This window comes from Flavobacterium macrobrachii (genome assembly GCF_014486675.1).
Lineage (GTDB): Bacteria > Bacteroidota > Bacteroidia > Flavobacteriales > Flavobacteriaceae > Flavobacterium > Flavobacterium macrobrachii.
On sequence record NZ_JACTAC010000126.1, the window covers coordinates 1 to 3,022 of the forward strand.

The 3,022-nt window shown below is 31.0% G+C and carries 4 protein-coding genes; 3 read left to right on the top strand and 1 reads right to left on the bottom strand.

The window, feature by feature from the left end:
- Nucleotides 1-113: 113 nt before the first annotated feature.
- The 3 genes from IAI56_RS15395 to IAI56_RS15405 all read left to right on the top strand — a co-directional run bounded on the left by IAI56_RS15395 (nt 114) and on the right by IAI56_RS15405 (nt 1,930).
- Nucleotides 114-482, top strand: coding sequence for a transcriptional regulator (locus tag IAI56_RS15395; protein ID WP_187658703.1), 369 nt, complete (start codon nt 114-116; stop codon nt 480-482).
- Nucleotides 483-611: 129 nt separating this feature from the next.
- Nucleotides 612-1,436, top strand: coding sequence for a hypothetical protein (locus IAI56_RS15400; protein ID WP_187658704.1), 825 nt, complete (start codon nt 612-614; stop codon nt 1,434-1,436).
- A 98-nt stretch (nt 1,437-1,534) separates the two neighbouring features.
- A complete protein-coding gene (locus IAI56_RS15405; RefSeq protein WP_317192412.1) occupies nt 1,535-1,930 on the top strand; it encodes a group III truncated hemoglobin in 396 nt (131 codons plus the stop codon).
- A 32-nt stretch (nt 1,931-1,962) separates the two neighbouring features.
- Here the strand turns inward: IAI56_RS15405 and IAI56_RS15410 are convergent.
- The coding region (locus IAI56_RS15410) for a T9SS type A sorting domain-containing protein (RefSeq protein ID WP_187658705.1) at nt 1,963-3,022 on the bottom strand (1,060 nt) is incomplete at its 5' end.

Sequence of the window (3,022 nt, forward strand, 5' to 3'; positions counted from 1 at the left end):
CTTAGCTAGGTATAAAACTAAATTAAATTAAGTATTATACTAAACTAAATTAAGTATAAGTATATATAAACTGATTTTTTATGTATATTTGAATTCAATTTATTCCTAAGCCCATGATAGACAACGGCAAACGATACCAAAAAAAACGAAAGGAAGATCCAAAACCTCTTGGAAACTACATTCAATGGCACATTGAGCAAAACAAAATCAAGAAATTGAGTGTTTCTAAGTATTTAGACATCACACCTAATTCGCTTAATCAATATTTTAAACAAACCAGTTTTCAATTTATTATCCTTTGGCGTATTAGTCAGGCGGTGAAACACAATTTTTTGATGGAACTAGGCGAACAACTGGGCATAGTCTATGAAACCAAAGCCGAAAAAGCCCTAAAAGCCCAACTGCAAGAAAAAGAGGAACATATAAAGGAACTAGAAAGTCAATTGAGGGTTTATAAACAGATACATAAAGTAACGGAGTAGTTACTTTTTTTATATATTTACATGGATGAATACTTATAAAGGATAATAAGTATTTGAAAATGAAATATGCGCCAATTTAAGTGTTGTGATAAATTTTAAAAACGACTGGAGAAATCAAATATAAACAAAATGAGAAAACAAATTTTAAAACCGTTAATGCTACTATTTTTAGTATTACACATAAGTTGTAAAGAAGAAAAAAAAACAGAAAACTTGTTAGAAAAAAAAGAGCATATTGAAAATATAGATTATGCTGAATTTAAAGTCATAAATACAGAGGATTTAAGTAGAAAAGCATTTGGTAAAAAATCACTTTCAGAATATTCAACAACTGAAATTCAGAATTTACCAATTAATAAAAAAATGCTATACAAAATTGCATTTACTAATAAATTAAAAGAAGCTAATCTTAAACCTACTATAGAAAAGTTTATTAACAAATTATCCTCTGAAGATAATGACATTGATGAAATAATCATAAATATTTACAGCGATGAAAGTTTAACAAATAGTTCGTTTGATATCGGAACTGCAATTTGGGCAAAACAAGGTAAACTTGGAAATGTTGATGCAGAAATTGCAAAAGGAAATGACCGAGAAGGATATGAAATCAGTTATAATTTGTTAAATAAAGATTTAGATGAGTATTTACTTCAAAAAAACAAATCGGAAAACAAATTTGGTTTAAAAGAAGAAGAAAGAAGAGAATTTTTTAAAGAAATTGTAAAAGCAGAAGATAAGGCAAATGAATACAAAAGAAATGAAGAAGATAAAGCTTTCGAACTAAATTTGAGTAAAGAAAAACTAAAAATTGAATACGACAAAATTGATGTTGAAACAAAGCGTTTAATGAAAAAATACAAAACTGAAATACTAAAAAAATATAAAATTACTTCTGAAGAAGAAAAGGAAATAAGTAATGAAGCATTTAATGAAAATTGGCCTTTAGAATAACCCCAATGCGCGGATTTAAAATCCGTACCCGCAAACAAAGTCAATTTACTAAAGAATGATATTAATCATTTTAATGGGTTGCTAATTGGAGTACCTTTGTGTTTTATTTAGTAGCTATGAACGATATTCAAACCCAAGACGATTTATATAAACTGGTAGATGAGTTTTATAAAAAACTGTTTGCTGACGAGCGTATTAGTTACATTTTTACTGAGATAATCCCTATTCATCTTCACTTAGAGGAACATTTGCAGGTGTTGGTCAAGTTTTGGTCGCAGGCTATTCTTGGTACTGGCGGTTATACTAATAATTTAACCCAGCTTCACCTAGATGTAAATGTAAAATCGAAACTCACACCGGAGTTGTTCACCATTTGGTTGCATCATTTTTATGCTTCGGTAGATGAAAACTTTAAAGGCGAAAAAGCAGAGCAAATTAAAACCCAAGCGTTGAGCATTGCTACCATCTTGCAGATTAAAATAGCGCAGGCATAAAAAAAACGGAACATAAATTCCGTTTTTTTTTATTATTTCTTGATAAGTTTTTTAGTTGCAAAACTTCCGTTTTCGTCCTCAATCCTAATCAAATAAATCCCTTCTGGCAGTTGTATCGTGGATATTCTTTTTTGATTGGAACGCAATATCAATTGACCACTTATAGTGTATAAATTTACTTCTTTAATAATTGAATTTGTATCTATTTCTATAAAATCAGTTACAGGATTTGGATAAATAGTAAAATTATTGATCTCGTTTTCTTCAATATTTAAAGTTGGACCTTGAACACAAATGTTGAAAAATGAAGTTACTAGCGATGTTTCCGTTTGAAAAACTCTAACGTAATAGGTTTCCCCAATGGTAAATGAATTACTTTCATAAAACTCACTGTTTGTACTACTCGAACTGTTATCACAAACAAAACTTGCTCCACTGCATGAACCTGTTAAGATTTCCATTGCTAAATTGAGGTTTACTCCATTGGTTACTGTTATACTCATAGTTTGCGATGTTGCTACAAAACTGTACCAAACATCTTGAAGTGAATTTGCAAAACAAGAAGTTGTTGTTCCGGTATTGCTCGAACCACTAAACGTTCCCGATGTTCCTACACAACTGGTGTTTGGTGTTAAAGCAATTGCTCCAGAACATAAATCGTTTGCTGGTGTTGGGTAATTTTGAACACAAATGTTAAAAAATGAGGTTACTAGCGATGCTTCAGTTTGAAAAACTCTAACGTAATACGTTTGACCCACTGTAAAATTATTGTTCAAATAGAACTCATTTGTAGTACTAGTAGAACTGTTATCACAAACGAAACTTGCTCCACTGCATGAACCTGTTAGGATTTCCATTCCTAAATTGAGACTCACTCCATTGGTCACTGTTATACTCATTGTAGGATCTGTTGCTACAAAACTGTACCAAACATCTTGAAGTGAATTTGCAAAACAAGTAGTTGTGGTTCCCGTATTGCTCGAACCACTAAACGTTCCCGATGTTCCTACACAACTGGTGTTTGGTGTTAAAGCAATTGCTCCCGAACATAAATCGTTTGCTGGTGTTGGGTAATTTTGAACACAAATGGTA

Excerpts from the sequence above, each read along its gene's own strand:
- IAI56_RS15395 (WP_187658703.1), top strand. The coding sequence starts at position 114 with ATGATAGACAACGGCAAACGATACCAAAAAAAACGAAAGGAAGATCCA.
- IAI56_RS15400 (WP_187658704.1), top strand. The coding sequence starts at position 612 with ATGAGAAAACAAATTTTAAAACCGTTAATGCTACTATTTTTAGTATTA.